This window comes from Methylobacterium sp. UNCCL125 (genome assembly GCF_900116795.1).
In the GTDB taxonomy this organism is placed as follows: domain Bacteria; phylum Pseudomonadota; class Alphaproteobacteria; order Rhizobiales; family Beijerinckiaceae; genus Methylobacterium; species Methylobacterium fujisawaense.
The window spans coordinates 248,182-273,871 of sequence record NZ_FPBW01000004.1 but is presented as its reverse complement, the minus strand read 5'-3'; the positions used below and the strand labels follow the sequence as shown (position 1 = coordinate 273,871).

The 25,690-nt window shown below is 68.6% G+C and carries 33 protein-coding genes; 17 read left to right on the top strand and 16 right to left on the bottom strand.

Going from position 1 to position 25,690, the window contains the following annotated elements; genetic code table 11:
• The first annotated feature begins 208 nt into the window (after positions 1 to 208).
• The 4 genes from BM396_RS05030 to BM396_RS05015 all read left to right on the top strand — a co-directional run bounded on the left by BM396_RS05030 (position 209) and on the right by BM396_RS05015 (position 3,295).
• Complete coding sequence (locus tag BM396_RS05030; RefSeq protein WP_043378825.1) at positions 209 to 994, top strand: sulfite exporter TauE/SafE family protein; 786 nt, start codon at positions 209 to 211, stop codon at positions 992 to 994.
• Positions 995 to 1,068: 74 nt separating this feature from the next.
• A complete protein-coding gene (locus tag BM396_RS05025; protein WP_043378823.1) occupies positions 1,069 to 1,281 on the top strand; it encodes a YgaP family membrane protein in 213 nt (70 codons plus the stop codon).
• 37 nt (positions 1,282 to 1,318) lie between these two features.
• Positions 1,319 to 2,218, top strand: a complete 900-nt coding sequence (locus BM396_RS05020) for an MBL fold metallo-hydrolase (protein WP_043378821.1) — start codon at positions 1,319 to 1,321, stop codon at positions 2,216 to 2,218.
• Between the two features lie 33 nt (positions 2,219 to 2,251).
• Complete coding sequence (locus BM396_RS05015) at positions 2,252 to 3,295, top strand: YeeE/YedE family protein (RefSeq protein ID WP_043378818.1); 1,044 nt, start codon at positions 2,252 to 2,254, stop codon at positions 3,293 to 3,295.
• A gap of 13 nt (positions 3,296 to 3,308) precedes the next feature.
• Here the strand turns inward: BM396_RS05015 and BM396_RS05010 are convergent, their stop codons facing one another.
• Together BM396_RS05010 and BM396_RS05005 are read right to left on the bottom strand one after the other, a co-directional pair.
• On the bottom strand, positions 3,309 to 3,665 hold the full coding sequence (locus tag BM396_RS05010; RefSeq protein WP_043379005.1) for an ArsR/SmtB family transcription factor: 357 nt from the start codon (positions 3,663 to 3,665) through the stop codon (positions 3,309 to 3,311).
• A 33-nt stretch (positions 3,666 to 3,698) separates the two neighbouring features.
• Positions 3,699 to 4,040: a thioredoxin domain-containing protein gene (locus BM396_RS05005; RefSeq protein ID WP_170867466.1), complete on the bottom strand. Its 342-nt coding sequence runs from the start codon at positions 4,038 to 4,040 to the stop codon at positions 3,699 to 3,701.
• A 241-nt stretch (positions 4,041 to 4,281) separates the two neighbouring features.
• On the opposite strand from BM396_RS05005, the gene BM396_RS05000 reads away from it, so the two are divergent.
• The 10 genes from BM396_RS05000 (at position 4,282) to BM396_RS04955 (ending at position 12,480) form a co-directional block, all read left to right on the top strand.
• Positions 4,282 to 4,857 carry a thioredoxin family protein gene (locus tag BM396_RS05000; RefSeq protein WP_043378816.1) on the top strand — a complete coding sequence of 192 codons (576 nt, stop codon included), beginning with the start codon at positions 4,282 to 4,284 and terminating at the stop codon, positions 4,855 to 4,857.
• Between the two features lie 167 nt (positions 4,858 to 5,024).
• On the top strand, positions 5,025 to 5,501 hold the full coding sequence (soxX, locus tag BM396_RS04995) for a sulfur oxidation c-type cytochrome SoxX (RefSeq protein ID WP_043378814.1): 477 nt from the start codon (positions 5,025 to 5,027) through the stop codon (positions 5,499 to 5,501).
• A 27-nt stretch (positions 5,502 to 5,528) separates the two neighbouring features.
• Entirely contained in the window at positions 5,529 to 5,999 is a 471-nt protein-coding gene (gene soxY, locus BM396_RS04990) for a thiosulfate oxidation carrier protein SoxY (RefSeq protein ID WP_043378812.1), read from the top strand.
• 39 nt (positions 6,000 to 6,038) lie between these two features.
• Positions 6,039 to 6,368, top strand: coding sequence for a thiosulfate oxidation carrier complex protein SoxZ (gene soxZ, locus BM396_RS04985; RefSeq protein WP_043378809.1), 330 nt, complete (start codon positions 6,039 to 6,041; stop codon positions 6,366 to 6,368).
• A gap of 59 nt (positions 6,369 to 6,427) precedes the next feature.
• Complete coding sequence (gene soxA, locus BM396_RS04980; protein WP_043378806.1) at positions 6,428 to 7,291, top strand: sulfur oxidation c-type cytochrome SoxA; 864 nt, start codon at positions 6,428 to 6,430, stop codon at positions 7,289 to 7,291.
• A 15-nt stretch (positions 7,292 to 7,306) separates the two neighbouring features.
• Positions 7,307 to 8,986 carry a thiosulfohydrolase SoxB gene (gene soxB, locus BM396_RS04975; RefSeq protein ID WP_043378805.1) on the top strand — a complete coding sequence of 560 codons (1,680 nt, stop codon included), beginning with the start codon at positions 7,307 to 7,309 and terminating at the stop codon, positions 8,984 to 8,986.
• 53 nt (positions 8,987 to 9,039) lie between these two features.
• Entirely contained in the window at positions 9,040 to 10,347 is a 1,308-nt protein-coding gene (gene soxC / locus BM396_RS04970) for a sulfite dehydrogenase (RefSeq protein ID WP_043378802.1), read from the top strand.
• Complete coding sequence (locus BM396_RS04965; RefSeq protein WP_043378799.1) at positions 10,331 to 11,008, top strand: c-type cytochrome; 678 nt, start codon at positions 10,331 to 10,333, stop codon at positions 11,006 to 11,008. The genes soxC and BM396_RS04965 overlap by 17 nt, the downstream gene beginning before the upstream one ends.
• On the top strand, positions 11,008 to 11,955 hold the full coding sequence (locus BM396_RS04960) for an MBL fold metallo-hydrolase (protein WP_043379000.1): 948 nt from the start codon (positions 11,008 to 11,010) through the stop codon (positions 11,953 to 11,955). Before BM396_RS04965 ends, BM396_RS04960 begins: the two co-directional genes overlap by 1 nt.
• A gap of 63 nt (positions 11,956 to 12,018) precedes the next feature.
• Positions 12,019 to 12,480 (top strand): DsrE family protein, encoded by a 462-nt coding sequence (locus tag BM396_RS04955; protein ID WP_043378795.1) that lies wholly within the window; start codon positions 12,019 to 12,021, stop codon positions 12,478 to 12,480.
• A 28-nt stretch (positions 12,481 to 12,508) separates the two neighbouring features.
• On the opposite strand, the gene BM396_RS04950 is transcribed toward BM396_RS04955, so the two are convergent.
• The 4 genes from BM396_RS04950 to BM396_RS04935 are packed head-to-tail and all read right to left on the bottom strand — an operon-like array spanning position 12,509 to position 15,066.
• Positions 12,509 to 13,072 carry a hypothetical protein gene (locus tag BM396_RS04950; protein WP_043378792.1) on the bottom strand — a complete coding sequence of 188 codons (564 nt, stop codon included), beginning with the start codon at positions 13,070 to 13,072 and terminating at the stop codon, positions 12,509 to 12,511.
• A 32-nt stretch (positions 13,073 to 13,104) separates the two neighbouring features.
• On the bottom strand, positions 13,105 to 13,824 hold the full coding sequence (locus tag BM396_RS04945; protein ID WP_043378789.1) for a cytochrome c biogenesis CcdA family protein: 720 nt from the start codon (positions 13,822 to 13,824) through the stop codon (positions 13,105 to 13,107).
• A 7-nt stretch (positions 13,825 to 13,831) separates the two neighbouring features.
• Positions 13,832 to 14,221, bottom strand: a complete 390-nt coding sequence (locus BM396_RS04940) for a thioredoxin family protein (RefSeq protein ID WP_043378787.1) — start codon at positions 14,219 to 14,221, stop codon at positions 13,832 to 13,834.
• Between the two features lie 44 nt (positions 14,222 to 14,265).
• A complete protein-coding gene (locus BM396_RS04935) occupies positions 14,266 to 15,066 on the bottom strand; it encodes a pentapeptide repeat-containing protein (protein WP_043378784.1) in 801 nt (266 codons plus the stop codon).
• A 182-nt stretch (positions 15,067 to 15,248) separates the two neighbouring features.
• On the opposite strand from BM396_RS04935, the gene BM396_RS04930 reads away from it, so the two are divergent.
• On the top strand, positions 15,249 to 15,923 hold the full coding sequence (locus tag BM396_RS04930; protein WP_043378781.1) for a Crp/Fnr family transcriptional regulator: 675 nt from the start codon (positions 15,249 to 15,251) through the stop codon (positions 15,921 to 15,923).
• Positions 15,924 to 15,952: 29 nt separating this feature from the next.
• Here BM396_RS04930 and BM396_RS04925 read toward each other — a convergent pair whose 3' ends face one another.
• The 9 genes from BM396_RS04925 to dsbD form a co-directional block, all read right to left on the bottom strand.
• Positions 15,953 to 16,339, bottom strand: a complete 387-nt coding sequence (locus BM396_RS04925) for a rhodanese-like domain-containing protein (protein ID WP_043378997.1) — start codon at positions 16,337 to 16,339, stop codon at positions 15,953 to 15,955.
• Positions 16,340 to 16,350: 11 nt separating this feature from the next.
• Positions 16,351 to 17,262, bottom strand: coding sequence for an MBL fold metallo-hydrolase (locus BM396_RS04920; protein ID WP_043378778.1), 912 nt, complete (start codon positions 17,260 to 17,262; stop codon positions 16,351 to 16,353).
• A gap of 20 nt (positions 17,263 to 17,282) precedes the next feature.
• Entirely contained in the window at positions 17,283 to 18,092 is an 810-nt protein-coding gene (locus BM396_RS04915) for a sulfite exporter TauE/SafE family protein (protein ID WP_170867465.1), read from the bottom strand.
• Entirely contained in the window at positions 18,089 to 18,538 is a 450-nt protein-coding gene (locus BM396_RS04910) for a DUF6691 family protein (protein ID WP_043378775.1), read from the bottom strand. Before BM396_RS04910 ends, BM396_RS04915 begins: the two co-directional genes overlap by 4 nt.
• Before the next feature lie 3 nt (positions 18,539 to 18,541).
• Positions 18,542 to 18,967 carry a YeeE/YedE family protein gene (locus BM396_RS04905; protein ID WP_043378772.1) on the bottom strand — a complete coding sequence of 142 codons (426 nt, stop codon included), beginning with the start codon at positions 18,965 to 18,967 and terminating at the stop codon, positions 18,542 to 18,544.
• 226 nt (positions 18,968 to 19,193) lie between these two features.
• Complete coding sequence (locus tag BM396_RS04900) at positions 19,194 to 19,661, bottom strand: DsrE family protein (protein WP_042674191.1); 468 nt, start codon at positions 19,659 to 19,661, stop codon at positions 19,194 to 19,196.
• Positions 19,645 to 20,493 carry a L,D-transpeptidase gene (locus BM396_RS04895; protein WP_170867464.1) on the bottom strand — a complete coding sequence of 283 codons (849 nt, stop codon included), beginning with the start codon at positions 20,491 to 20,493 and terminating at the stop codon, positions 19,645 to 19,647. Before BM396_RS04895 ends, BM396_RS04900 begins: the two co-directional genes overlap by 17 nt.
• Positions 20,493 to 21,128 carry a DsbA family protein gene (locus tag BM396_RS04890; protein ID WP_043378767.1) on the bottom strand — a complete coding sequence of 212 codons (636 nt, stop codon included), beginning with the start codon at positions 21,126 to 21,128 and terminating at the stop codon, positions 20,493 to 20,495. The genes BM396_RS04895 and BM396_RS04890 overlap by 1 nt, the downstream gene beginning before the upstream one ends.
• 39 nt (positions 21,129 to 21,167) lie before the next feature.
• Positions 21,168 to 22,937: a protein-disulfide reductase DsbD gene (dsbD, locus tag BM396_RS04885; protein WP_043378765.1), complete on the bottom strand. Its 1,770-nt coding sequence runs from the start codon at positions 22,935 to 22,937 to the stop codon at positions 21,168 to 21,170.
• A 99-nt stretch (positions 22,938 to 23,036) separates the two neighbouring features.
• Here dsbD and BM396_RS04880 point away from each other — a divergent pair, with 99 nt between their 5' ends.
• Both BM396_RS04880 and BM396_RS04875 read left to right on the top strand, forming a co-directional pair.
• Complete coding sequence (locus BM396_RS04880) at positions 23,037 to 23,699, top strand: response regulator (RefSeq protein ID WP_043378763.1); 663 nt, start codon at positions 23,037 to 23,039, stop codon at positions 23,697 to 23,699.
• Positions 23,696 to 25,012: an ATP-binding protein gene (locus BM396_RS04875; RefSeq protein WP_043378760.1), complete on the top strand. Its 1,317-nt coding sequence runs from the start codon at positions 23,696 to 23,698 to the stop codon at positions 25,010 to 25,012. Before BM396_RS04880 ends, BM396_RS04875 begins: the two co-directional genes overlap by 4 nt.
• A 5-nt stretch (positions 25,013 to 25,017) precedes the next feature.
• On the opposite strand, the gene BM396_RS04870 is transcribed toward BM396_RS04875, so the two are convergent.
• A complete protein-coding gene (locus BM396_RS04870) occupies positions 25,018 to 25,341 on the bottom strand; it encodes an ArsR/SmtB family transcription factor (RefSeq protein ID WP_043378758.1) in 324 nt (107 codons plus the stop codon).
• Positions 25,342 to 25,690 lie beyond the last annotated feature (349 nt).

The following is a 25,690-nucleotide window of genomic DNA, read 5'->3' as shown; positions in this document are numbered from 1 at the left end:
CCTCATCTGATAGATTTATATTATGAGTTGCGATTTCTATAAATCATATGTTGACGTGCACCGCAAGAAGGTCCATCAGCAACGAAAGCGACGGCCTTTCATTTTGTTTTTTTATTAAATGAAAGGTCCGTCGGGATCGGGGCTTGCCGGCCGCCGACTGGTTCGACCGGTCGTGGGCCAGTCCCCTGGACGCGGAGGTCACCGGCCGATGAATGCGCTTCCCGCCATCCTGTCCGGGTCGGGGGTCGGCTTCACGCTCGGCCTCATCGGCGGCGGCGGCTCGATCCTGGCGACGCCGCTTCTGCTGTATGTGGTCGGCATGGCCCAGCCGCACCTCGCCATCGGGACCGGCGCGCTGGCGGTCGCGGCTAACGCGTTCCTGACCCTCGTCGGGCACGCTAGGTCCGGCAACGTGCGTTGGCGCTGTGCCGCCGTGTTCGCCGGGGTCGGCATCCTGGGCGCCCTCGTCGGCTCGACGTTCGGCAAAGCAGTCGACGGCCAGCGCCTGCTCTTCCTCTTCGCGATGCTGATGGTCGTCGTCGGCATCCACATGCTGCGGGGTCGCAAGGTTCAGGGTGGAACCTCGGAGCCTGTCGGGTGCGGTCCGGTACCTAGTTGGAAGGTCGTGGCCGTCGCCTTCGCGGTCGGGGTCCTGTCGGGCTTCTTCGGGATCGGCGGCGGGTTCCTGATCGTGCCGGGCCTCGTCTTCGCCACCGGCATGCCGCTGATCACCGCGGTCGGCACCTCGCTGCTCGCCGTTGGTGCCTTCGGCCTCGCCACAGCAACGAATTACGCCCTGTCCGGCATGGTCGATTGGGCCGTCGCTGGGGAATTCATCGCCGGCGGTCTCGTCGGCGGTTTCCTGGGTATGCGGCTGGCCAACCGGCTCTCCGGTTACAAGGGCGCGCTCAACACGGTATTCGCCACCGTCATCTTCGGTGTCGCCGGCTACATGCTCTACCGCAACGCCGGCGCTTTCGCCGCAACGCCTTGACCGTCGCCGAGGCGGGCGCCCGGTGCCGCACCCGCTTCGGTGACCACCGCGCGGCACCTTTCAGGAAAACCGCCATGACCCTCAATGTCGGCAGCACCGACCGCATCCTGCGCCTCGTCGCCGGCCTCCTGGTCGCAGGCCTGGGTTACGTGATGCTCGCGGGAGTCTGGGCCTATGTCGCCGCCGGCATCGGCGTTGTGCTGGCGCTGACCGCCCTGGTCGGCTCCTGCCCCGCCTACGCGATCCTAGGGATCAACACCTGCCGACGCCGGCTTCCCGGCGCCTGACGCCATCTGTCCGAGGACGACTGACTGGAGACAAGCAATGACCGAAGCCCGTGGCCCCGAACCCGTCATCCAAGCCTTCTTCGACGAGCCCACCAACACGGTGAGCTACATCGTGGCCGATCCCGAGACGAAGCAGGCGGCTTTCATCGATCCGGTACTCGACTACGATCACAACGGCGGCAGCGTCGACACCCGCTCCGTTGAGGCGATGCTGACGGCCGCCGACGAGGCGGGCTACACGGTGGTCTGGACGCTGGAAACCCACGCGCACGCCGACCACCTCTCCGGCTCACCCTACGTGAAGGCCAAGACCGGCGCGAAGATCGGCATCGGCGAGCACATCAAGGAGGTCCAGAAGATCTTCCGCCCGGTCTTCAACGCCACCGACCTGAAGACCGACGGCAGCGATTTCGACCACCTCTTCGTGGACGGCGAGACGTTTGCCATCGGCAATCTCGCCGTCGAGGTGCTGTACACGCCAGGCCATACGCCGGCTGACATCTGCTACCGCATCGGCGGCCACGTCTTCGTCGGCGACACGCTGTTCATGCCCGATTTCGGTACCGCGCGGGCCGACTTCCCCGGCGGCGACGTGCGCACCCTCTATCGCTCGATCCGCAAGTTGCTGGCCCTGCCTCCGGCGACGGTGCTTCACCTCTGCCACGACTACAAGGCGCCGGGCCGCGACGTGTATGCCTGGGAGACCACGGTCGGCGAGCAGCGCGAGCGCAACGTCCACATGAAGGAGGGCGTAAGCGAGGAGGAGTTTGCGGCCATGCGCACCGCCCGGGACGCGACCCTGGCTGCGCCGCGCCTTCTGCTGCCGTCGATCCAGGTCAATATCCGCGCCGGCAAGTTCCCCCCGGCCGAGGCGAACGGCGTTCGTTACCTGACCATTCCGGTCAAACTGAAAGGCGGAGCGGAACTGGGTGTTTGACAGGGCTCATCGGTATTGGGCGTACCTGAGCCGATGATGGACCTCCTGCCTGCGCATCTCGTTCGGGCGGCACTCGGCCTTGTGCTGGGTGCTGTGCTCGGGATGGTCGCGCGCCGAGGTCGGTTCTGTACGCTGGGCGCCATCGAAGATGCCGTCTATGCGCGTGACACGCGCCGCGCCCGGGCATGGCTGCTGGCGACCGGCATCGCCGTGGTGGGCACGCAGCTTCTGGAATCCGAATTCGGTCTCGACCTCGCCCGGTCGATCTATGCGGGGCCGCGCTTCGAATGGGGCGCGATGATCCTCGGCGGAATGATGTTCGGCTTCGGCATGGCGCTCGTCGGCACCTGCAGTTTCGGCGCGTTGCTGCGGCTCGGCGGGGGAGACCTGCGCGCCCTCCTCGTCCTCCTCGTCCTCGGCCTCTCGGCCTATATGGCGATCAGCGGTGTGACAGCCTTCCTGCGCGTGACGATCACCGCACCGCTCAGCCTCGATCTCGGCAGCCAGCGTCTCGGGGCCTTGTTGAGGCTCGATCGGACCGGCCGCGTGACCTTCAGCGTCATCGCAGGCATCGGCCTCTGTCTCGTGGCGCTGACCGGCAAAGACTTCCGTCGGACTCAGCGGCTCCTCGTCGGCGCCATCGCCATCGGGCTCGTCATCGTCGCCGGGTGGTGGACGAACGGGAGCGCGGGCTTCGACGAGTTCGAAACGCGGGCGGTCGGTTCCTTCAGCTTCGCGCGGCCGGTCGGCGACACCCTCCTCTACGCCATGCTCGCGAGCGGCACGCGAATCGATTTCGGCGTAGCCTCGGTCTTCGGCGTCCTGCTGGGATCCTTCGCGGCGGCGCGCGCCGCGGGGGAATTTCACTGGGAGGCGCCTGACGATGCCCGCGAGGTGAAGCGCCACCTGCTCGGCGCCTTCCTGATGGGCACCGGCGGCGTCACGGCGCTGGGCTGCACCATCGGCCAGGGATTGAGCGGGCTCTCGACGCTCTCGGTCGGCTCGATCCTCGCCCTCGGCGCGATCCTCGTCGGGGCTCGCGCGGGGCTCTACTACCTCGTGGACCGGCACACCTGATAGGCTTCGCCGGTTACGGTGTCCGTCCGTTGCAGAACGCGCGGTGCAGGGCGGCGATGATCTCGCGAACCTCCGGCCGGGCCAGCGCATAATAGATGTTCTTGCCATCGCGGCGGGCCTCGACGAGATCGTCGGCCCGTAACCGCGCCAGTTGCTGGGACACGGCCGGCTGCCGCAGGTTCAGCAATTGCTCCAGTTCCGAAACCGAGCGCTCGCCCTCGACCAGCAGGCAGAGGATGACCAACCTTGCCTCGTGCCCGAGGGCTTTGAGCAGCTCGCTGGCATCGCGGGCATTGGCCAGCAACAGATCCAGGTCGAGGCTACCCGGGGCCTCGACGCTCGTCACCGGTTGCGCCTGTTGCAACGGCATCATTCCACTCCTTTCCTCGCCGCCCGAAGCCCGTCATGGGGATCCGGGGAGCCGTTCGAGCAACCGCTCGGCCCGCCCCCAGAAGAAATCCTCACCCGGATAGCCCTCGATCCGGTCGAGCTCGGACCCGTCTTCGACGAGGACGAATGTCGGTGTGTAGCGGATCGGGCGCTTGAACGTGAGTCCGGGAGGGAGACCTGCGTCGAGATCGACACGGCGCAACGGCGCCCGCTTCCCGATATCCGTCTTCGGGTAGATCGGCCCGATCTCCTTGTCCCACGCCTTGCACCACGGGCAGCCGCGCCGCTCGAACTTGATCAGCTCGGCGGCCTTGATGAGGCCGGGCCATAGGGCGAACCCCCACGCCCCCGCCATGACCGCTCGCCTCGTTCCCCGCATCGGCCTTCCCAAGCCCAGGACCACCGATCTTGATATAGCAAAAGACGAATGTGTTCGAGGGGCAACGGCGCAGCCGCCGGGATCGTGATCGCCCTCGGCGCGGAGCCGCCGTCGTCCGTGCGGCTGCAGTGGCGGCCGGATGTCAGGAGGACCGGATTGCCAGGGGCAGGACAATCACTCTACACATGCAGGAACTAGAATATTTGGAGGTGACGCCATGTCGACCCGGCGCCGGTTCCTGGCGGGTGCCCTCGCGCTCGGCCTGCCCTCCAGGGCCATGGCCCAGGCGATCCAGGGCGATGACGGCCTCTACCGGGAGCCCTGGTTCCTCGAAAGCTTCCTCGATCTCCCCGACGATCTGAAGGCTGCGCGGGAGCACGGCAAGCGCCTCGCCATCCTCTGGGAGCTGAAGGGCTGTCCCTTCTGCAAGCAGATCCATCTCGTGAACCTCGCGGATCCGGCGACGAGCGCCTTCATCCGCGAGCATTTCGAGATCCTGCAACTGAACTTCATCGGTTCGCGGGAAGTCACCGATTTCGACGGGCAGATCCTTCCCGAGAAAGCGTTCGCAGAGAAGTACGGCATCCGGTCCACGCCGACCGTTCAGTTTTTTCCGGTGGAGGAGACGGCACTCGCGGGCAAGACCCCCCAGCAGCGCGAGGTCCTGCGAATGCGGGGCTACGTGCCGCCGGAGGAGTTCCGCCGGACTTTCGCCTTCGTGGCCGAGCGTGCCGACGAGCGGACGACCCTGCAGGATTACCTCCGCTCGCCGGAGGCGGCGCAGCGGGGCTGACAGTCCCGCCGCGATAGTCAGCGGCCTCGCAATTCCAGCTTGACTTAGGAGCGATCCACGTCAAACTTGCAATAATTCGCATATGTCGATGGGTTTGCCCGCCGGCAGAGCGAGCGGTCCGAGACGACCGCACCCGCCGCAAAGACGGCGCACCGAGGAAACGCCAGATGCGCAGGCCGATCACAGCCTTTGCGCTCGCGGGACTTTGCGTCCTCGCGACCGCCGCCGGAGCCGAGACGGCTTCCACCGGGCTCGCCCCGTTCAAGATCGTCGCCATTGATGGCAGCGACGCAATCCCCGAGCCGCTCACCGACAAGCCGGGGGATGCGGCGGCCGGCGCGAAGGTCGTCGTGAACCGGCGCCAGGGCAATTGCCTCGGCTGCCATCAGGTCTCGTCGCTCAAGGGCGAATCCTTCCACGGCGAGGTCGGGCCTTCCCTCGACGGCGTCGCGGGCCGGTGGGACGCAGCCCACCTGCGGATGATCGTCGTCAACCCAAAGCACGTCTTCACCGAGGCGACCGTGATGCCGGCCTTCTACCGGATCGACGGCCTCCACCGCGTGCGCGCCGAATTCCAGGGCAAGCCGATCCTGACCGCGCAGCAGGTCGAGGACGTCGTCGCCTACCTCACGACCTTGAAGTGATCTCGCGGGCTGAAGGAGCCGCTTCCCATGACCTCTGCCAAGATTCCCGCATTGAACCGCCGCCAAGCCCTGGCCTTCGGCACCGGCGCCATGGTGGCCACCGCCTTCGCTTTCCGCGCCGGCCCGGCCCTGGCGGCGAAGCCCGCGACCGATGAGGCCATCAAGGCCTTCACCCGCGGCAAAGAGCCGGTGAAGGGCAGGGTCAAGCTCGAACTCCCCGAGATCGCCGAGAACGGCAACACCGTGCCGATGACGGTGAGCGTCGACGGGCCGATGACGGCGGAAAGCTACGTCGAGGAGGTGATGATCGTCGCCGAGGGCAACCCGAACCCCGGCGTCATCAGCTTCCACTTCACGCCGTCGAGCGTCGCGGAGGCGAACACCCGGATCCGTCTCGCAGAGACCCAGAACGTCATCGCGGTCGCCCGCATGAACGACGGCTCCGTCTTCAGCGACGTCCGCCAGGTGAAGGTCACCATCGGCGGCTGCGGCGGCTAACCCATACGCGACAGCATCGAACGAGGACGGGAGGACCACATGGCCGACGTGAAGCCGCGGATCAAACTCGACAAGAAGGAAGTCGCCAAGGGCGGCGTCATCGAGGTGAAGACGCTCGTCTCCCACACGATGGAGTCCGGTCAGCGCAAGGACAAGGACGGGAAGACGATCCCGCGCAAGATCCTGAACAAGTTCACTTGTGACCTGAACGGCAAGACGATCTTCAGCGCCGATATCGAGAGCGCAGTCTCCGCCAATCCCTACTTCCAGTTCAAGATTAAGCCCGAAGAATCCGGAGCGCTGACTTTTACCTGGGTCGATGACGATGGATCGAAGATCCAGGCCACCGAGCAGATCAAGGTCGCCTGACGCGCGCCCGGGGCCGTTCGCCCCGGAGCGCCTCTCCCTGCCGCGCCGGAGCCCTCACCATGGTCCGCCCAACTCTCGCCTTTACAGCGCTCGCGTTCGTCGCGTTGGCCGTCGCGCCACACGCGCAGGACATGCCGTCGGCGCCCGCCGCGAAAGAGCCGTCCGAGCGCCCGGCGTGGCAGGCGCACGGCATGAAGCCCCAGAACCCGGATTCTCCGTTCGAGGAAGTCGTCTCGGGCCTGTATTTCCGTTCCAAGGAAACGCAGGAGATGCAGGCCGACGACTTCAACAATCCGGGCTTCCTCGCCGTCGAGCAGGGCGAGGAACTCTGGTCGAAGGTCGATGGCGCGGCCGGCAAGTCCTGCGCGAGCTGCCACAACGAGGCCTCGACCTCGATGAAGGGCGTCGCGGCGGCCTATCCCAAATGGAACGAGAAGCTCGGTAAGCCGGTCAATCTGGAGCAGCGAATCAACATCTGCCGCAGCGGCGCCTTGAAGGCCGAGCCTTACGCCTTCGGCTCGCCCGAACTCACGGCGATGACCACCTACATCCGCAATCAGTCCCGGGGGATGCCGGTCGCCGTGAAGGTGGACGGGCCGATGACGCCCTGGTTCGAGCGCGGTAAGTCGCTCTACTACCAGCGGAACGGCCAGCTCGATCTCGCCTGCGCGAGCTGCCACGAGAAGAACCACGGCAAATACCTTCGGGCCGATTTCCTCAGCCAGGGGCAGAGCAACGGCTTCCCCGTCTACCGCCTGCGCGACCAGCGGCTGGTGCCGCTGCACGAGCGCATGGAGGGCTGCATGCAGGACGTCCGGGCCACGCCGTTCAAGCCGCTCTCCGACGAGTTCCTCGCCCTGGAGACCTACGTCGCGTGGCGCGGCCTCGGCCTTCCGGTCGAGACGCCTGCCGTGCGCAACTAAGGGTCGGATCGTCCCATGACCTCACGCCGCGACTTCCTGCAGATCGCCGCCGCCACAGCGGCCCTGGTGCCGACGGGCTGGACCCGCGCCTTCGCCCAGCAGCGCCTGACCCAGGACGACCTCCTGGCCTTCGAGCCGATGGGCAACGTCACCCTGGTCCACCTGACCGACATCCACGCGCAGTTGCGGCCCGTGCTGTTCCGCGAGCCCTCGACCAATCTCGGGGTGGGCGAGGCGCGCGGTCAGGTCCCCCACGTCACCGGACGCGCCTACCTCGACCTCTACGGCATCCCCGGCGGCTCGCCGCTGGCCTATGCGCTGACGCCGGAGGACTACGTCGCCTTGGCCCGCAGCTACGGCCGGATGGGTGGCCTCGACCGCATCGCCACGGTGCTCGACGCGATCCGCGCCGAGCGCGGCGACAAGGTACTGTTCCTCGATGGCGGCGACACTTGGCAGAACAGCTACACCTCGATGGTGAGCAAGGGCCAGGACATGGTCGACTGCATGGCGCTGCTGAAACCCGACGCCATGACCGGCCACTGGGAGTTCACCCTCGGCACCGAGCGGGTGAAGGAAATCGTGGATGGGCTCGGCTGCCCGTTCCTCGGCCAGAACGTCCGCGACGCCGAGTGGAACGAGCCGGCTTTCGAATCCACGAAGATGTTCGAGCGCGGCGGCGCGAAGGTCGCGGTAATCGGGCAAGCCTTCCCCTACACGCCCATCGCCAACCCGCGTTGGATGATTCCGAACTGGTCCTTCGGCATTCGTGAGGAGGATGTCCAGGCGAGCGTCGACAAGGCCCGGAAAGAGGGCGCCGACCTTGTCGTGCTGCTCTCCCACAACGGCTTCGACGTCGACCGCAAACTCGCCTCGCGGGTGAAGGGAATCGACGTCGTCCTGACCGGCCACACGCACGATGCGCTGCCGCAGGCGGTGAAGGTCGGCAATACCATGCTCATCGCCTCGGGCAGCCACGGCAAGTTCCTCACCCGTGTCGACCTCGACGTGCGGGACGGCGCCGTGAAGGGCTACCGCTCGAAGCTCATCCCGATCTTCTCCGATGTCATCGCCCCGCAGAAGGCGATGGCGGCCAAGATCCAGGCGATCCGTGCACCCCACGAGACGATGCTGAGCCAGGAACTCGGGCGGACCGAGGCCCTGCTCTACCGGCGCGGCAATTTCAACGGCACCTTCGATGACCTGATCTGCGATGCGCTCCTGTCCGAGCGCGAGGCCGACATCGCCCTCTCGCCCGGCTTCCGCTGGGGCACGACCCTCCTGCCCGGACAAGCGATCACCCACGAGGACGTCTACAACGCCACCGCCATCACCTACCCGGCGGCCTACCGGATGCCCATGACCGGCGCCCGGCTGAAGGAGGTGCTGGAGGACGTGGCCGACAACCTCTTCAACGCAGACCCGTACTACCAGCAGGGGGGCGACATGGTTCGGGTGGGGGGCGTGTCCTACGCCATCGACGTCGCCCGTCCGGCTGGCAGCCGCATCTCCGACCTCACCCTCCTGCGCACCGGCAAACCCATCGAGGCCGGCAGCAGCTACACCGTGGCGGGCTGGGCGAGCGTCAACGAGGGGACCGAGGGTCCGCCGATCTGGGACGTCGTCGCCTCGCACATCAAGGCCAAGGGAACGGTGAACCCGACGCCCGCGCAGGTCACCGTCCGTGGCGCCTAGTCGTCTTCAAGATATTCACACATTGCTATACTTGAAACAGTTCGGAGAGACCGATGTCTGAACCGAAGCCGCGCCCCGATCCGTCCGGGCCGACCTCCCGCCGATCCTTCCTGCGCACCAGCCTCGCTCTCGGCGGAGCGGTCGGGGCCGGGGTGGGAACCGGCGCTTTCGCGGGCCGTGCGGCGGCCGCCGCGCCGGAGGCGAAGAACCTGCCGCCGAACGTGCCGGAATGGTCGCAATCCCTCGGTGACGGTGTCGTGAGCCGGCCCTATGGCCGCCCCTCGAAGTTCGAGGCGGACGTGATCCGCCGCGACGTTGAATGGCTGACCGCCTCTCGCCAGAGCTCGGTGAGCTTCACGCCGCTGCACCAGCTTGAGGGGATCATCACCCCCAACGGCCTCGGCTTCGAGCGCCACCATGGCGGCATTGCCGAGATCGACCCGGCCGAGCACCGGTTGATGATCCACGGCCTCGTCGAGAAGCCGCTGATGCTGACGCTGGAGGACATCAAGCGCTTCCCCCGCGTCAACCGGATCGCCTTCCTCGAATGCGCGGCCAATTCCGGCATGGAGTGGAAGGGCGCGCAGCTCAACGGCTGCCAGTTCACCCACGGCATGATCCACTGCGTCATGTACACGGGCGTGCCGCTCAAGCGCCTGCTCGAAGAGGCGGGTCTCAAGACGAACGCCAAGTGGCTGCTGCCGGAGGGGGCCGATGCGTCGGCCATGACCCGCTCGGTGCCGATCGAAAAGGCGCTCGACGACGCCATCGTCGCCTACGCCATGAACGGCGAGGCGCTCTATCCCGAGCACGGCTATCCCCTGCGCCTCGTCCTGCCCGGCTGGCAGGGCAATATGTGGGTGAAGTGGCTGCGCCGGATCAAGGTTGGCGACGAGCCCTGGCACACCCGCGAGGAGACCTCGAAGTACACGGCCCTCATGGCGGACGGACAGGCGCGGCGCTTCACTTGGGCCATGGACGCGAAGTCCGTGATCACCAATCCGAGCCCGCAGGCGCCCATCCACGGCAAGGGCTTTACTGTGCTCTCGGGCCTCGCGTGGTCGGGACGCGGGGCGATCAATGGCGTGGACGTCTCCCTCGATGGCGGTCGCAACTGGCGCGCCGCCCGCCTCGACGGTCCGGTCCTCGATAAGGCGCTGACGCGCTTTTATTACGAGTTCGACTGGAACGGTGAGCCGCTGCTGCTCCAGTCCCGCGCCAGGGACGAGACCGGCTATGTGCAGCCGACCAAGGCGGCGCTGCGCCAGCATCGCGGCCTGAACTCGATCTACCACAACAACGGCATCCAGACCTGGCACGTGCTGCCCACCGGGGAGATCGAGAATGTCGAGGTCGCGTAACCTCATTCCGGCCGCCCTTTCGGCCATCCTCCTCGCCGCGACGCCGGTGGCGGCCGAGCGCCTAAACATCGGCCGCGCGGCAACGCCCGAGGAAATCAAGGGCTGGGACATCGACGTGCGGCCGGACGGCCAGGGGCTTCCGGTCGGCAAGGGAACGGCGGCACTCGGTGAGACCATCTTCCAGGAGCGCTGCGCCAGCTGCCACGGCGAGTTCGGCGAAGGCGCGGGCCGGTGGCCGGAACTCGCCGGCGGATCCGGGACCTTGAAGTCGGAGAACCCGGTCAAGACCATTGGGTCCTACTGGCCCTACGTCTCGACCGTCTTCGACTTCGTGCACCGGGCGATGCCGTTCGGCGCGGCCCAGACCTTGACGCCGGACGAGACCTACTCGGTCACGGCCTATCTCCTCTATCTCAACGACATCCTGAAGGATCAGGATTTTGAGGTGAACGAGAAGAACCTCGCCAGCATCCGCCTGCCGAACGAGAAGAACTTCTTCATGGACGACCGCGAGACGGCGGAGAAGGAGTTCTGGACGGCCAAGCCCTGCATGACCAACTGCCTGCCCAAAGAGGCGACCATCACAAGCCATGCGCGCATCCTCGACGTGACGCCCGACAAGGCTGCCGACTCCGCGAAGAAGGCGCCGCCGGTCCAATGATGACCGGCGCCCCTATCCCAGGATCGCGGTGCGACAGGCGTCTCTTCATGGCGGGGCTTGCGGTAGGCCTCGCGAGCGCGTGGCCGACCAACAGCGCGTCGGCCAACCCGGCGGAAGCACTGAAGGTCGGCGGCGCCTCCATCGAGACGGCGAGCGACGGCACGCTGTCCTCCTCCCTCGCGTTCATGCTGCCCAACACGCCGCGCGAGGAGGTGGAGACTGTCTTCAAGGTCGAGGGCCAGCGCGCGGAGGCCACCCCAATCCCGACGAACGCGAGCCTCGTGCGAATTGGTTCGGAGATCATCCTGATCGATGCTGGCTCGGGCAACTCATTTCAGCCTACGGCAGGCAAGCTCGGAGAGACATTGGAGAGCCGGAACATTTCGCGCGAGGCGATCACCCAGGTCGTGTTCACGCACGCCCATCCCGATCATCTCTGGGGCGCGATCGACGATTTCGACGACAGCGAACGGTTTCCCAATGCCCGCTACGTGGTGCCGGCGGCGGAATGGGATTTTTGGACCCGCGACGACGTCGAGAACCTGGTGCCCGACTGGCTGAAGGGTCTCTCCGTGGGCTCGCGACGGACCCTGCGCCGTCTTGAGTCGAAGCTGGAGCGCCGCAAGCCCGGCGAGAGCATCGCTCCCGGCCTCACCTACGTCGCGACGCCGGGGCATACACCCGGCCACGCCTCCGTACTCGTCGAAGCGGGACGGGATCAGGTACTGATCGGCGGGGATGCCCTAAGCCATGGCGTCCTGTCGTTCCGGCGTCCCGCCTGGGCGTTCGGAAGCGATCTCGACCGCGACCTCGCTTCCCGCACCCGCCTGACCCTGCTGGACCGGTTGGCGAACGAGCGGATGACGCTCGTTGGCTTTCATCTCCCGGGCTCGGGCGTCGGACATGTCGAGCGTGCCGGCGACAGCTATCGATTCCTGCAGACCTGACGAGATGGTTCCAAGAGGAGCGCGCGTCTCGGATCAGGATCGTTCGACAACGGAGGGGACGAGATGATGCTGTCGCGCAGGGGTGTGTCCGGATTGGCCGCGCTGCTGGCCGGACTCGGGGCGAGCAGGGCCACGGCGGCTCCGGCAACCGGCCCGAAGACCCACCGGGTCGCGATGCAGGTCAGTTCGCGCGAGAGCGGCGTGTTCGATCTTGCCCTCAACAATGCGGTCAACCTCGCGCGCGAATACAGCGAACAGGCCGAGGAACTGGAAGTCGAGATCGTCGCCTATGGCCCAGGCCTGCACATGCTGCGGGCCGATACATCGCCCGTGACGGCGAGGATCCATTCCATCAGCGAGAGCGTGCCCGGGATCGTCCTCTCGGCCTGCGGCAACACAATCAAGGCTACGGAGAAGGCCGAGGGACACCCTTTGGAACTGCTGCCCCACGTCGGCATCGTTCCAGCGGGGGCGGTCCGTCTCGTGACCCTTCAGGAAGCAGGATGGAGCTACCTGCGCGTTTAACTGAGTCCGGTGGGTTGACGAGTTCGTCTCAGCGAATGACGAGCGCCTCGATCCAGCGGGCGCCTGGAACAATGTCCGCACGGGCAGCCTGATCGAACGGGGGCACGGAGGGATCCTGGGGCGGAGCCGCGATGTCGTTGAGGTCCACCGCCATCGGCCTTCCAACCAGCCCGTCCTCCGTTTTCTGAAGAGCGTAATAGAGGCCGTTGCTTAACTTGGCTCCGTAGTCGGCCGGCGCCTTGTAGAGGAAAAGCAGGGCGTGCTCCAGCCACGTGAAATCGCCCGGGCGGACCGTTCCCGGGTTCGCGTAGGGATAGGGGACGTGGCACTGGACCTCGGGCCCCTCGACGCATTTGAACTCACGCATCGACAGAAAGAAGTCCTTGAACTTCGTCCGGTCGAGGGTGACGACGAACCGCGTGGCGTCCGGCCCTGGGGTGAACGTCACGGTGCCGATTGGGATGGACGTACCGTCGCGGGTGCGTAGCTCAAGCTGCTTCGTGCCGACCAATTCCCAAGCATGTGCCGGACCTGCAATCCCGAGAAGGATGGCAGCGTAGAGCAGGCAGGTCCGGAGAAGGTAGGGTCGCATGGGGCGGGCTCTGGAGGCAGATGCCATCAAGGTCAAAGGCGGGTCGTCAGGTCGGTGAGCCGAGCCGGCGAGGCGTTGACCAAGACGGTCTCCGCAGCCTTGTCGTAGCCCGTGGCGATCATCAGGCCGGTGGCCACGAGGATGGCGCCCAAGGCGACCTTCAGCCCCTTGCCGAGCCCCATCATCCGGTCGCGCCAGCGCATCAGTACCTCGCGGGACAGCGTGCCGAGGAGCAGAAGCGGAAGGGCGGCGCCGATGCCGAACAGAAGCATCGTTGCCGCCACCGTACCCAGGTCTCGCCCCTGCGATGCGAGGAGGGACGCGGCCCCGAGGGTCGGCCCCACGCAGGGGCTCCAGACCGCGCCGAGCAGCAGCCCGACCCCAAACTGTCCCAGGAGCCCGGCAGTCGAGAAGCCACCGAACCGGCTCTCGGTCCAATTGCTTACCGGGCCGGCGGCGACGGCAAGCCGGGTCTGGGCGGCCGGAACCATCAGGACGAGTCCGATCAGGACCAGCATGATGGCCGCCACGGTGCGGAAGACATCGGCGTCGAGGCCGAGGGCGAACCCTACTGTCGCCACGAACAGCCCGATGGCCACGAAGGACACCGCGAGGCCGGCGGCCAAGGCGGCGGGGCCGAGCCTGTGCTCCGATGCGGCTGCGCTCAGAACCAGCGGCAGAAGGGGCAACACGCAGGGCGACATCACCGAGAGGATGCCGGCGAGGAACGCGAGGCCGAACGTCGTGGCCATGGCCGACCTACAACGCCTTCTCGACGGCGCCCTCGATCCACTCTGGCTGGGTGTCGCCGACCGAGCGCCCCGTCTCCTTCTCGCCCTTGAAGGTGATCAGGGTGCTCTGCGTCGTCACGCCGAACCGCTTCAACACGTCCTTGCGGCTGTCGAAGTCGACGTCGAACACCTGGAGGTCCTTGAACCGGGGTTGGGCTTCCAGCTTGGCCAGGATTGGTTTCTGTGCAGCGCAGACGGTGCACCAGGGCGCTGTGACATGGACGAGGATCGGCTTGCCCGCCTTCTGCGCCGCCTCGAAGGCATCGGGTGTGAAAATCGCCTCGGCGGCTTGGGCGCCTGTGCCGAACAGCAGGGGAGCGGCGGCCAGGGCGCCGAGCAGGATGCGACGGGTGGTCATGGGGCGGCTGTCTCCTTCATGGAATGGCGCGGCGGACGGGCGGCTCAGTTGGATGCCTGGGTGACGGCGCGGTCGATGTTCACGCGCTCGGCCCAATCCTTGGCTTCCTGCTGCCCCTTGAGGTCGATCAGCCGGGCACCGCTGACGTCCACGTTCTTGAAGTCCGCGCCCGTGACCGTAGCCCCGGTCAGGTTGGCCCCGGACAGGTCCGACCCCATCAGAACCACGTCGGTGAGGTCGGCATCCTTGAGGTTGGCGTATTCGAGCCGCGACCGCCCGAGGTCGGCGCCCTTCAGGTTCGCACCGGAGAGGTTCACCGACACGAACACGGCGCGCATCAGGCCCATGGACTGGTTCCTGATGTCGGCGCCGCCCTTGAGGTCGACCAGAGTGGCGCCGCTCATGTTGGCGCCCTTGAAGTCGCCGATGGGCATGGACCGGCTGAGGTCAGCCCCGCTGAGGTTGGCGTCCCGTGCCGTGATGCCGAACATCTTCGCGTCCGCCAGCTTGGCGCCGGACAGGTCGGCCTTCAGGAACCACGCCTGTTCGAGGTTCGCACCGCTGAGGTCGGCGCCGCGCAGGTTGGTCTTGTTCAGGCGTGCCGTCCGGAGGTTGGCGCCCCGGAGGTTCAGCCCGGAGAGGTCGAGGCCGGACAGGGACTTGTCATGCAGGTCGACCGGCTTGCCGTCCGCGGCCTTGACCAGCGCCTCGACGTCGGCGCGGCTCATCTCGGCCTTGGTCATGGCGGGCGATAACATGTCGGCCCCGAGCAGCAGGTCCTGTTCGGCCGCGGCGGGGCCGGTGGCGAGGGCGGCGAGCATGAAGCTCAGGGCGAGGCGGCGCATCGGTTCACTCCCGGTGGGCACCACGCATGGGTGCCCTTATCGTGTTCGTTGTGTCGCGATGCTATGCCGAGCCGCTGCACCCGGTCGGTGACCCAGGTCACACAAGTCCAGAGCGGCGGGAGAAAAACGCAACGCGAGCCGGACGATCAGCCCGTCGTCATGGCCGGGGGGACTACGCCGCCATGATGGATGCCCAGAAGGTCGAACGCTGGATCGACCGGTTTCCGCTGCTCCAGGCTCTCAGCCCGGCGCATCTCCAGATCGCCCGGGGGACAGTGCATTTCCCGGTGCTAGACGCGGGGGCCATCGCCTACGAACTCGATGGCGAGTGCGCCAACTACCTGATGTGCCTGGAGGGCCGCACGCGCATCTTCCGCATGTCGGAGGGCGGGCGCGAGGTGCTTATTTACAAGGTCGGCCCGGGGGGCACCTGCGCCCTGACCACGCAGTGCCTCCTGTCCGGCGGCAACTTCCCGGCTCAGAGCGTGGCCGAGGAGCGGACCGAACTCGCGGCCCTGCCGGTGAGCACGTTCCAGCACCTGATGGGCGACAGCGCCGCGTTCCGCAGCTTCGTCATGGACGACTACACCAGGCTGATGTCCGGCCTGTTCACGCTCATCGACGAGGTTGCGTTTGCCCCGCTCAAGCAGCGCCTCGCGCAACGGCTTCTGGCCGAGGCTGACCCGCGTGGGGTGGCCTCGGTGACCCACCAGAAGCTCGCAGACGACATTGGCAGCGTGCGCGAGGTGGTGAGCCGCATCCTGGGGCAATGGGCCGAGGCAGGCCTGATCGAGGTCCGGCGCGGCGCGGTCGAGATCGTCGACCGCCCAAACTTGGAGGCCGCCGGTCGCAAGTGACCTGCGGCTTGTCGGCTTGTCAGTCCCGATCAGGCTGGCTCGACGGTGCCGCCGGCCTTCGCCAGCGCGGGGAAGCCGCCGGCGACATGGGCGACCGGCCCGAGGCCCATGTCATTCAGGGTCTTGGCGGCAAGGGCCGAACGGTTGCCGGAACCGCAGTAAAGCACCAAGCGCTTGCCCCCGCCGAGCTCGGCCCGGTGGGTCGGGCTCGCAGGGTCGGCCTGGAACTCAAGGAAGCCGCGGGGGACGTGGACGGCGCCGGCGATCCTGCCGGTCTTGGCCAACTCCTCGCCCTCGCGCACATCGACTAGCACCGTGCCCGGCTGGCCGAGACGCGCCAGCGCCTCCTCGGCCGACAGGGTGTCCACCTCCCGGTTGGCCTGCGCCACAAGGTCCTTCGCGCTGATCTTTGCCATGGTGACCTCCGTCATTCGCCCCACGCCGCGCCGTCGAGGGCGTCCAGCGGGATCTTCAGGTAGCGGCGTCCGTTCGTCTCGGGCTCGGGCAGGCGCCCGCCGCGGATGTTCACCTGCAGGGAATGCAGGATGAGCTTGGGCATCGGCAGCGCGCGGTCACGCGCCTCGCGCATCGCCACGAACGCCTCCTCGGTCGGGGTCTCGACGAGGTGCGGGTTCTCGCTCCGCTGCCGGGCGACGGTGCTCTCCCAGGCCGCTGCCCGGCCGCCCGGGCGGTAGTCGTGCCCGGTGAACAGCCGCGTGTCGTCCGGCAGGGCCAGGATGCGCTGGATGCTGCGCCATAAGGCGTGCGCGTTGCCGCCGGGGAAGTCGGCCCGCGCCGAGCCGCTGTCGGGCATGAACAAGGTGTCGTGGATGAAGGCGGCGTCGCCGATCCGGTAGGCGATGGAGGCCATGGTGTGGCCGGGCGTGAACAGCACCTCGACGTCGAGGTCGCCGATCCGGAAGCGCTCGCCGTCGGCGAAGAGCCGGGACCACTGCGAACCGTCCGTGCGGAACTTCTCCGGCAGGTTGTAGAGCCCCTTCCAGAGCCGCTGCACGTCGACGACCTTCTCGCCGATGGCGGTCGGGACGCCCGTCCTATCGTGCAGATAGCCGGCCGCCGAGAAGTGGTCGGCGTGCGGATGCGTGTCGAGGATCCACTCCAGGACGTAGCCCTCCCGCTCGATATGGGCGAGCAGGGCGTCGGCGGACCGGGTCGCGGTCGCGCCGGACTTCGGGTCGAAGTCGAGGACCGGGTCGATGATCGCGCAGCGCTTCGTCCCGGGGTCCGCGACGACGTACTGGATGCTGCCGGTCGGCTCGTCGTGGCAGCCGGTCACGATGGGATGCCCGCGCAAGGGGCCGACGGTCTGGTTCGACATGGATCTCCTCCTTCCGAGGTTCAGTTGCCCGCGCCGAGGAGCGGCAGAGCCCCGCGGGCGACGACGTAGAGGCCGACCAGGATGACGAGGCCGGCGAAGGTGACGGTCAGGGCGCGCTTGCGCCCGGTGAGGTGCTGGCCGACCCTCGATCCGACGAGGCCCCCGAACACGCCGCCTAAGATGAACAGGCCGGCGAGCGGCCAGTCGATCAGGCCGGAGGCGGCGTAGCTCGCCGCGGTCGCCGCCCCGAAGGCGCTGACCGCGACCAGCGAGGTGCCGATGGCCATGGGCAACGGCATCGACGTCGCCAGCATCAGGCCCGGCACGATCAGGAATCCCCCGCCGATGCCGAAGAAGCCGGAGAACAGGCCAACCGCGAGGCCGATGCCGAGAAGCCACGGCAGGAGCACCGGCGCGCTGGCCTTGGTCAGGCGCACGTCCGGATCGCCGTCGCCCTGCCGCTTGCGCAGCATCAGGCCGCCGACCACGAGCATGACGACCCCGAACAGGGCGAGCAGGCTCTTCCCGTCGACCGCCTTGGCGGCCGCCGAGCCGGCGAGCGCGCCGAGGATCCCGGCGAGCGAGAACGCGGCCGCGCAGCGCCACTTCACGTTCCCGGCCCGCCATTGCGGGACGAGGTTGCCCGCCGCGCTGACCGAGACCGCCAGGGCGCTCGTGCCGATGGCCACGTGGGGCGAGGACACGCCGACCACGTAGGTCAGGAGCGGGACCGCGAGGATCGAGCCGCCCCCGCCGACGAGGCCGAGGATCACCCCCACGACCCCGCCAGAGCCGGCGGCGAGGCCGGATGTGAGGGGAGCGGGCATCATGCGTCGGCTCCCGGCACGGCCGTCGGCTTCAGGCGCGCCGCCGGAACCAGGCGGAACAGCAGCATGCCGGCTACCATCGCCGCCCCGAAGGTCACGGCTTCCATCGGGGCCACGGTCAGGATGGTGAGGGCGGGCCCGGGGCACAGGCCGGCCAGCCCCCAGCCGAGGCCGAAGATCGCGGCCCCGGCGATGAGACGCGCGTCGAGGTCGCGCCGGGTCGGGACATCGAACCTGGGCGCGAGCACCGGCCGGCCGCGCCGCAGCGCCAGGCGGTAACCGGCGGCCGAGACCGCGACGGCACCCGCCATGACGAGGGCGAGGCTCGGGTCCCAGCGGCCCGTCACGTCGAGGAAGGCGCGCACCTTGGCCGGGTCGGCCATGCCCGAGACGAGGAGGCCGAGGCCGAACAGGAGGCCGACGGCGAGGGCGGAGACGGTCTTAGCCATGGCTCAGGCTCCGACGAGACGCCGCGCGACGAGGACGGTGAGGATCGCGACGGTCATGAACGTGCCGGTCGCGGCCAGCGAGCGGGGTGAGCCGCGGCCGATGCCGCAGACGCCGTGGCCGCTGGTGCAGCCGGCGCCGAGGCGCGCCCCGAACCCGACCAGCAGGCCCGCGAGGACCAGGATCGGGAACGATGCCCCGACCGTCACCGGCGGCAGGTTGCCTCCCAGGCCCGCGTAGGCGAGCGGCGCCAGGACGAGGCCTACCACGAAGGCACCACGCCAGCCGGTCTCGCGAGAAGGTGGAGCCAGGAGGCCGCCGAGGATGCCGCTGATGCCGGCGATGCGTCCGTTGAGGAGCAGGAACAGGGCCGCGGCGGTGCCGATCATGGCACCGCCGGCGAGGGCGCTGACGGGTGTGAAGCCATCCATGGTGGTCGCTCCCAGGCGTTGGTCCGGACCAGGTCCGGCTGGCCGCGGGGAACGACGTCCCACGCGGACTAAACATTAGATGATTCTTGATTAGCGATATCTAATAGAATGGCAAGCGGGAAACTTGCGCCCTGGCTCGGGATGCGCTGCGTGGGTGCGGTGGCGCACGGGCGCCCCCCGCCGACGGGGTGCCGGCGGGGCGCGCGTCGACTACAGCTCGACGAGATCAGGGATGGATGTAGGCGAACCCCATGCCCTGCAGGCGCGCGAGTTCGGCGACGCCGCTCGGCACGAGGTCGTCCTCGCCGACGCCGTACAGGGTGGTGCGGTCGATCTTCCGTTCGCGCAGGGTGTTGGCGCAGACCAGGAACCGCACGCCCATTCCCTTGAGGGCGTCGATGCGGCCGGCGAGCTCCTTGTCGTTCGCGGCCGACTGGAACAGGCCGACACCGTCGCCGAGGCTCACCACGCGGATTTCGACATGCGCCCTGCCCACGGCCTCGACGTGGTTGCGCAGGTTGCCGAGCAGGCGCTTGAAGTAGGCCCCTCCGTCCGGGCCGCCCCCGCCGTTGTGGTAGACCACCTTCTGGTCGGCATAGTAGCCGGCCGGCGCCTCCGAGCCGGCGCGGACCGCGCCGATGCCCATCGTCGCGAGGACGACCGCCAGCATCAGGCTCCTAAAGACCGTCTTCATCCGCCACTCCGTCGTCTGTCAGGGGTTCGGGCGCCTCCGAGGCGTCGCGTGAAAGGTCGTCTAGGCGCGTACGGTCGAGGCCGCCGCTCGTGTCCGGCCCGGTCCCGGCGTCGCCGCCGAGGCTGCCGGTCGTCTCCGGCGCCGCCGGCCGCGCGGCCTGGGCGGTGCCCCGCGACCCGAGCACGACGACCTTCGTGCCGGTGGGCACGCGGCGATGCAGGTCGATGACGTCCTGGTTCAGCATACGGATGCATCCGGACGAAACCGCCTCGCCGATGCTCCACGGTTCTGTGGTGCCGTGGATGCGGTAGAGCGTGTCCTTGCCGTCCTTGAACAGGTAGAGCGCACGGGCCCCGAGGGGATTGCGTGTGCCCCCGGGCATCCCGCCGGCCCAGCGCCCGTTCCGCTCCGGGTCACGCCGGAGCATGTCGGGGGTCGGCGTCCAGCGCGGCCAGGACGCCTTGCGCGCGACCGTCGCCTCCCCGGTGAACTCGAAGCCGGCCTTGCCCACCCCGACCCCGTAGCGCATCGCCTTGCCGCCCTCCATGACGAGGTAGAGGAAGCGCCGATAGGGGTCGACCACCAGGGTGCCGGGTAGCTGCTTGGTCGGATAGTCGACGACCTGGCGGACGTTGCGGGCCTTCAGGTCGCGCGGATCGACCGCATCGACCGGGAACGGTTCGTCGGTGACGGCCGCGTAGCGGCGGACGGCATCCGCCGGAAGGCGCGGTCCCGCCTCGGCGACCGGCCCGGGGGCGCCCATCGATGCCGAACAGGCCCCGAGCGCTGCGGCGAGCGCGAGGATCGCCGGGAAGCGCAAGATCGGCCGCATCACGAGCGGCCCTTGGCGCGCGCCTGTGCCACCGCCTGCTTGAAGCCGTCGTAATCGAGGGCGGCAGCGACCTTGAGCGGGCCGATCAGGAAGACCGGCGTGCCCTGTAGGCCGAGGGCGTCCGCTTGGTCGAGGTTGCGCTGGAGCAGGGCCGCGATCTCGCCCTGGTGGGACGCCCGGTCCGACTCCAGCCGGGCCATGTCGACCCCGGAGGCGGACACCGCCTCAAGCATCCGCTCCTTCGGGATCTTGCGGCCGGGGATGCCCATCAGCGTGCGATGCACGTCGTCGTAGCGCCCCTGGTACCTCGCCGCGAGGGCGAGCTGGGCGCCGTAGACGGAGGCGTCGCCGAGGATCGGCCAGTCCTTGTGGACGAGGCGGATGCGGCCGTCCGCCTTCACCAGCCGGAGCAGGTCCGGCTCGGCCTTCTTGCAGAAGGGGCAGTTGTAATCGAGGAAGGCGACGATGGTCAGGTCGCCCTTCGGGTTGCCCGAGACCGGCGCCTCGGGGTCGTTGAGGATGGCGTTCGGGTCGATGCCCTGGGCGAAGGCCTCCTCGGTATGGGGCGCCAGCGACAGCAGGGCTGGCGCGAGGGCGACGGCGGGGATCAGGGCGAGCAGGGTCCTGCGGTCCATGACGGTCTCCGTGGGTATGGTTGGTTCGAGAGGGGGAGCTCAGGCTCCGACGAGGGCGAGGCGGCGCTTCAGGTCCTCGACCGTGAGCTCGCCCTCGGTGCGGGCCTCCCGGACCTCGCCGCCGTCGGGGCGCATCAGGACGAGGGTCGGCGGGCCGACCACCTCGAAGCGGCGCATCAGGGCCCGGGTGGCGTCGTCGTCGCGGGTGACGTCGGCGCGGATGACTGAGACGGCCCTGAGCCGCTCCCGGATGTCGGCATCCGCCAGGACCGTCCGCTCGTTCGTCCGGCAAACGGTGCACCAGTCGGCGGCAAACTCGACGAGCACCGGCTTGCCCTCGGCTCGGGCCGCCAGGAGGGCTGCCTCGAAATCCGGGACGGAAGAGACCGTACGAGCGTCGCCGATGTGTTCAGGTCGTGACGAGCCGAGGCCGGCTAGGGGCCGCAGCGGGTCGTCCGCACCTGTGGCGACGCCGAAAAGAAGAAGGCCGCCATAGGTGACGGCCACCAAGCCCGCCGCGCGACCGGTGCGTGACGGGCGGCCGTTCGCCGTGATCGCCGCGAGCGCCAGCCCGAGGCCGATGACCAAGACCGCCCAGAGGAAAAGCGATAGCCCGTCCGGAAGGAGGCGCGTCACGAGCGAGGCCGCGAGAGCGAGGAAGACGAAGCCGAAGGCCTGCTTCGCCCGCACCAGCCACGGGCCGGACCGGGGCAGGATGCCGGCGCCGAACGCGCCGACGAGCACCAGCGGCGCGCCCATCCCGAGGCCGAGGGCGAAGAGGGCCAGCGCCCCGCGCAGGACGTTCCCCGTCTGGGCGACGTAGAGCAGCGCGGCGGCAAGGGGCGGCGTTACGCAAGGACCGACGACGAGGGCCGAGCTGAAGCCGAGGAACGCGGCGCCCGCGACCGACCCACCTTCCGCCGCCGGGGCGCCGAAGCGGTCCCGCCACCAGCGTGGCGCCTGTAGGTCGAAAAGGCCGAACATCGACAAGGCCAGCGCGATGAAGGCGGCGGCCATCAGGCCGAGGGCGAGCGGGGTCTGGAGGGCGACCTGCAGGTTGCGGCCGAGCCACGCCGCCGCGACCCCGAGGCTGGCATAGGCCGCCGCCATGGCGAGGACGTAGCTTCCGGACAGCGCGAGGCCCCGCCCCGGCGTGAGGCCCTGGCCCGAGCGGACGATCATGCCCGACAGGATCGGCACCATCGGCAGCACGCAGGGGGTGAACGCCAGGAGGAGGCCGAGCCCGAACATGCCCGCCAGGACACCGAGGAGGTTGCCGACGAGGAGGGCGGCCGGTCCGGCGGGGAAGACGTCCTGGCGGGTAGGTGCGGCGGCCGTTTCGCCTACCGGGGTGGCTTCGCCGCCTTGGGACGCTCCGGCGCTCGCCAGGGCGGCGAGGTCCAGCCGCTTCGTGACCGGCGGGTAGCAGATGCCCCGCTCGGCGCAGCCCTGGTAGGTGACCCGGACTTCTCGCATGCTGGCCAGCGCCGCGCCGGGCACGAGGGCCTCCACCGAGTCGTGGTAGATCTCGGTCGGCCCGAAATTCGGGTCGTCCTTTGTCTCCGCGGGCGGCGTGCTGACGGGAAGCTCCGTGCCGGTACCGGCCTCGGCGCGGATCCTGTCGCGGTAAAGGTAGGTGCCGGGCGCGATGGTCCAGCGCAGGTGGAGGGCGAGGTTCGCGTCACGGGTCGCGGCGAGCGTGAAGGGCGTTGGCCGCGCGGCTCTCTCCTGGGACCATCCCGGAGACCAGGCCGCCGCGCCAGCCCAGACTAGGGCGGCGAGGATGAGGTGGGCGAATACGTTCGGCATGGGCGGGGTCCGGATCGGCCCGCCGCGGGTCCGAAACGCAGCTTAAGCCAGGCTTAAGCCAGGCCCGCAGGATGAGGGGCGGTCAGGGGGGACACACGCATGCGCATCCTCGTCGTCGAGGACGATCCCATCCTCTCGGACGGGCTCAGGGCGGGCCTCGGCCTCGGCGGGGCGACGGTCGACTGCGTCGGGACCTGCGCCGACGCCGAGGCAGCGCTGGCGGCGAGCGCGTTCTCGGCCATCGTGCTCGACCTGATGCTCCCTGACGGCTCCGGCCTCGACGTGCTGCGCGGCCTGCGTCGCCGGAAGGACCGGACGCCCGTCGTCCTGCTGACCGCCCTCGACGCGGTGGCCGACCGGATCGCCGGGCTCGACGGCGGCGCCGACGATTACCTCGGCAAGCCCTTCGACCTCGACGAACTCTCGGCCCGCATCCGCGCGGTCGTCCGCCGGGCCTCGGGACGGGCCGCCGCACTCCTGGAGCACGGCGGTATTCGGCTCGATCCCAGCAGCCTCGCTGTGACGGTCGACGGCGTGCCGGTCGGCCTGTCCCGGCGCGAGGTCATGGTGCTGGCGGCCCTCATGGAACGTCCGGACGTGCTCCGCTCCAAGACCGAGTTGGAGGAGCGGCTCTACGGCTGGCAGGAAGAGGTCGAGAGCAATGCGGTCGAGGTCCACGTGCACAACCTGCGCGCCAAGATCGGCAAGCACGCCATCGAGACGGTGCGCGGCCTCGGCTACCGGATGAGGGCGCCGGCATGACATCCCTGCGCGTCAGGCTCTTCGCGATCCTGCTCCTTGCGACCGGGCTGATCTGGCTCAGCGCCGTCGCCTGGATCTACCTCGGCTCGAAGCGGGAGGTGGAGCAGGTGCTCGACAACCGCCTGCAGGAAGCCGCACGCATGGTCGGCTCCCTGGTGGGCGCGGTCGGCGGCACGGCCCCCGACGGGACGCTGCCGACCTTCCCGGCGCCGACGGCCTACGAGCGGCAGCTATCCTGCCAGATCTGGTCGCTCGACGGGCGCATGGTCGCGCGGTCGAGCGGAGCCCCGGAGCGGCGCTTGACCGACGCGCCGGCCGGTTTCTCCGAGCGCGAGGTCGACGGCGAGACGTGGCGGGTCTTTACCGTCGAGGACGCCGGGAAAGGCGTGCGCGTCATGGTCGGCGACCGCCTGGGCCTGCGCGAGCGCCTCGTCACCGACCTCATCATGGGCCTCGTCACCCCCGCGCTTCTCGTCGTGCCGTTCCTCGGGATGCTGATCTGGGCGAGTCTCGGGCAGGGCCTGCGCCCCCTGCGCCGGATGGCTCGCGACCTCGCGGGCCGCGACGCCGACGACATGAGCGCCATCGACGCGGGCCGGGCGCCCGCGGAGGTCCGGCCGCTGGCCGACGCCCTCAACGGCCTGTTCCTCAAGGTCGAGGCGGCGCGCCGGCACGAACGGGAGGTGACGGCCTTCGCCGCGCACGAACTGCGAACGCCGCTCGCCGGGCTGAAGACCCAGGCCCAGGTCGCGATTGCCACCACCGACCCGGACGTGGCGAAGGCGGCGCTGCACCAGATCCTGGCAGCCGTCGATCGCACCACCCGCCTCGTGCGCCAACTGCTCGACGCGGCCCGGCTCGACGCCGCCGGGGAGACTCCGACCCTGGCCGAGGTCGACGTGGGCGCGCTGGTGGCCGAGACCGTCAACGGCATGCGGGTGTCGCCGGGGGTTCGCACCCTGATCGACCCGGGGCTGCGCGGCTATACCCTACGGGCCGATCCCGAGAGCCTGCGCCTCGCGGTGCGCAACCTGCACGAGAACGCCGTGCAACACATGGAGGCCGGCACGGTGGAATGGCTGGCCCGTCCCAGTGGGGAGGGCGTGCTCGTGCGCGACGAGGGGCCGGGGATCCCCGCCGAGGAACTGCCGCACGTCACGACGCGCTTCTTCCGCGGCCGCCACAAGAGCGCCACCGGGAGCGGGCTTGGGCTCGCCATCGCCGAGATGGCGTCCCACCGGAGCGGGCTGAGCCTGCGGCTGCGCAACCGGCCGGATCGCCCGGGGCTTGAGGCGGAGATCCTCCGTGTCTGATGCCGTCAGCCAAGTTCCGGACAGAAGATGTCCTTGAGCGTCGCCAGCACCCGGGCGGCGCGGGGATCCTCTAGCCTGTAGTGGAGCGTCTGGCTCTCGCGGCGATAGGCGACGAGCCCGTCCTCGCGGAGCTTGGCGAGGTGCTGCGACAGGGCCGACTGGCTGAGCTCGACCGCCTCGGCGAGGCTCGTCACGTCCATCTCTCTACGGGCCATCAGCAGACACAGGATAAGCAGGCGCTTCTCGTTGGCGAGGAGACGGAGCAGGCGCGCAGCATCTCCGGCCTTGTCCTCAAGCCGCGTCAGGTCGTTCGGCGTTACGGCGTCCATCGGCGTCGTTCCTGAGTCGGTGATCTCAGTTCATTTAGCGCCTACTAATATAGTGCGTCTGTTCCGTCGGGCCATATAGGCGCATGCCGGCAAGGTCACCGGTCCGGGTGGAGAACTCTCGTTGCGACGGAGGGCGCCACCCGCTCATAAGGAGCCCATCTTTACCGAAGCTGACCAGCACCTTTCGGCGTAGCTAGGTCGACAGAAGGCCGTCCGCTTTTTAAGCGCCCTCACTCGGAAGCAGCCATTCCGTACGTGAAGAGTTTCGGGCGCCGTGAGGCGTACGAAAGTCTCCGAAGAAGGAACCCGCGGGGACCGAGGCGCTCAGCTATGGGGATTGGTCGTTTCG

Coding starts and splice junctions, on each gene's coding strand:
- BM396_RS04935 (WP_043378784.1), bottom strand. CDS start 15,066: ATGCGCCGCCTCGCCCTGAGCTTCATGCTCGCCGCCCTCGCCACCGGC.
- BM396_RS05005 (WP_170867466.1), bottom strand. CDS start 4,040: ATGGCGGGGGCGTGGGGGTTCGCCCTATGGCCCGGCCTCATCAAGGCC.
- BM396_RS04950 (WP_043378792.1), bottom strand. CDS start 13,072: ATGCGACCCTACCTTCTCCGGACCTGCCTGCTCTACGCTGCCATCCTT.
- BM396_RS04915 (WP_170867465.1), bottom strand. CDS start 18,092: ATGATGCCCGCTCCCCTCACATCCGGCCTCGCCGCCGGCTCTGGCGGG.
- BM396_RS04965 (WP_043378799.1), top strand. CDS start 10,331: ATGTCGAGGTCGCGTAACCTCATTCCGGCCGCCCTTTCGGCCATCCTC.
- BM396_RS04905 (WP_043378772.1), bottom strand. CDS start 18,967: ATGGATGGCTTCACACCCGTCAGCGCCCTCGCCGGCGGTGCCATGATC.
- soxC (WP_043378802.1), top strand. CDS start 9,040: ATGTCTGAACCGAAGCCGCGCCCCGATCCGTCCGGGCCGACCTCCCGC.
- BM396_RS04890 (WP_043378767.1), bottom strand. CDS start 21,128: ATGGACCGCAGGACCCTGCTCGCCCTGATCCCCGCCGTCGCCCTCGCG.
- BM396_RS04895 (WP_170867464.1), bottom strand. CDS start 20,493: ATGCGGCCGATCTTGCGCTTCCCGGCGATCCTCGCGCTCGCCGCAGCG.
- soxZ (WP_043378809.1), top strand. CDS start 6,039: ATGGCCGACGTGAAGCCGCGGATCAAACTCGACAAGAAGGAAGTCGCC.
- BM396_RS05020 (WP_043378821.1), top strand. CDS start 1,319: ATGACCGAAGCCCGTGGCCCCGAACCCGTCATCCAAGCCTTCTTCGAC.
- BM396_RS05015 (WP_043378818.1), top strand. CDS start 2,252: ATGATGGACCTCCTGCCTGCGCATCTCGTTCGGGCGGCACTCGGCCTT.
- soxY (WP_043378812.1), top strand. CDS start 5,529: ATGACCTCTGCCAAGATTCCCGCATTGAACCGCCGCCAAGCCCTGGCC.
- soxA (WP_043378806.1), top strand. CDS start 6,428: ATGGTCCGCCCAACTCTCGCCTTTACAGCGCTCGCGTTCGTCGCGTTG.
- soxX (WP_043378814.1), top strand. CDS start 5,025: ATGCGCAGGCCGATCACAGCCTTTGCGCTCGCGGGACTTTGCGTCCTC.
- BM396_RS04870 (WP_043378758.1), bottom strand. CDS start 25,341: ATGGACGCCGTAACGCCGAACGACCTGACGCGGCTTGAGGACAAGGCC.
- BM396_RS04945 (WP_043378789.1), bottom strand. CDS start 13,824: ATGGCCACGACGTTCGGCCTCGCGTTCCTCGCCGGCATCCTCTCGGTG.
- BM396_RS05000 (WP_043378816.1), top strand. CDS start 4,282: ATGTCGACCCGGCGCCGGTTCCTGGCGGGTGCCCTCGCGCTCGGCCTG.
- BM396_RS04930 (WP_043378781.1), top strand. CDS start 15,249: ATGATGGATGCCCAGAAGGTCGAACGCTGGATCGACCGGTTTCCGCTG.
- BM396_RS04910 (WP_043378775.1), bottom strand. CDS start 18,538: ATGGCTAAGACCGTCTCCGCCCTCGCCGTCGGCCTCCTGTTCGGCCTC.
- soxB (WP_043378805.1), top strand. CDS start 7,307: ATGACCTCACGCCGCGACTTCCTGCAGATCGCCGCCGCCACAGCGGCC.
- BM396_RS04955 (WP_043378795.1), top strand. CDS start 12,019: ATGATGCTGTCGCGCAGGGGTGTGTCCGGATTGGCCGCGCTGCTGGCC.
- dsbD (WP_043378765.1), bottom strand. CDS start 22,937: ATGCCGAACGTATTCGCCCACCTCATCCTCGCCGCCCTAGTCTGGGCT.
- BM396_RS04925 (WP_043378997.1), bottom strand. CDS start 16,339: ATGGCAAAGATCAGCGCGAAGGACCTTGTGGCGCAGGCCAACCGGGAG.
- BM396_RS05030 (WP_043378825.1), top strand. CDS start 209: ATGAATGCGCTTCCCGCCATCCTGTCCGGGTCGGGGGTCGGCTTCACG.
- BM396_RS04940 (WP_043378787.1), bottom strand. CDS start 14,221: ATGACCACCCGTCGCATCCTGCTCGGCGCCCTGGCCGCCGCTCCCCTG.
- BM396_RS04875 (WP_043378760.1), top strand. CDS start 23,696: ATGACATCCCTGCGCGTCAGGCTCTTCGCGATCCTGCTCCTTGCGACC.
- BM396_RS04920 (WP_043378778.1), bottom strand. CDS start 17,262: ATGTCGAACCAGACCGTCGGCCCCTTGCGCGGGCATCCCATCGTGACC.
- BM396_RS05010 (WP_043379005.1), bottom strand. CDS start 3,665: ATGCCGTTGCAACAGGCGCAACCGGTGACGAGCGTCGAGGCCCCGGGT.
- BM396_RS04900 (WP_042674191.1), bottom strand. CDS start 19,661: ATGAAGACGGTCTTTAGGAGCCTGATGCTGGCGGTCGTCCTCGCGACG.
- BM396_RS04880 (WP_043378763.1), top strand. CDS start 23,037: ATGCGCATCCTCGTCGTCGAGGACGATCCCATCCTCTCGGACGGGCTC.
- BM396_RS04960 (WP_043379000.1), top strand. CDS start 11,008: ATGACCGGCGCCCCTATCCCAGGATCGCGGTGCGACAGGCGTCTCTTC.
- BM396_RS05025 (WP_043378823.1), top strand. CDS start 1,069: ATGACCCTCAATGTCGGCAGCACCGACCGCATCCTGCGCCTCGTCGCC.